The organism is Methylobacterium bullatum, assembly GCF_014845095.1.
GTDB lineage: Bacteria > Pseudomonadota > Alphaproteobacteria > Rhizobiales > Beijerinckiaceae > Methylobacterium > Methylobacterium bullatum.
The window spans coordinates 1-517 of the sequence record NZ_NKUG01000322.1; the positions used below are offsets into that span (position 1 = coordinate 1).

At 73.3% G+C, this 517-nt stretch carries 1 protein-coding gene; it reads left to right on the plus strand.

The annotated features are described in order from the left end of the window. Positions 1-110: 110 nt before the first annotated feature. A partial coding sequence (locus MBTS_RS23445; protein ID WP_192216619.1) for a DUF1045 domain-containing protein occupies positions 111-517 on the plus strand: 407 nt, incomplete at its 3' end.

The window sequence follows — 517 nt, forward strand, 5'->3', positions numbered from 1 at the left end:
GGCAGGCCACGGCGGACCTCTCTTCTTCGGCACCCGGCCTGTCATATCAGCGTCCGGGCGACGACCTATGAGGTCTTCGGCCCGTCGCGCGCAGCCGAGGAAAAGCTCCTTTGGACGACCTTGCCCGATACGCCCTGTATTTCACCCCTGCTCCGAGTTCGGCGCTCGCCGCCTTCGGCGACGCGATCCTGGGAGCCGGCCCGGCGCCCGGTCCTGACGCGCTCCGGGCCATCCTCGCGGCCAACACGGCCGAGCCGCGCGTCTACGGGTTCCACGCCACCCTGAAGGCGCCGATGCGCCTCGCCCCGGACGCGACCGAAGCCGATCTCCTCCATGCGGCCGCGGCCCTGGCGGCGCACCGGAGTCCCCTGCCCGTCGGCCCCCTGCGGGTCGCCGCCCTCGGGGATTTCATGGCCCTGGTGCCGGAGGCGCCCCCGCCCTCTCTCGGCCTCTTCGCCGCCGAGTGCGTTTGCGCCCTCGATCCGTTGCGCGCGCCCCTCACCCCCTCTGAGCGCGC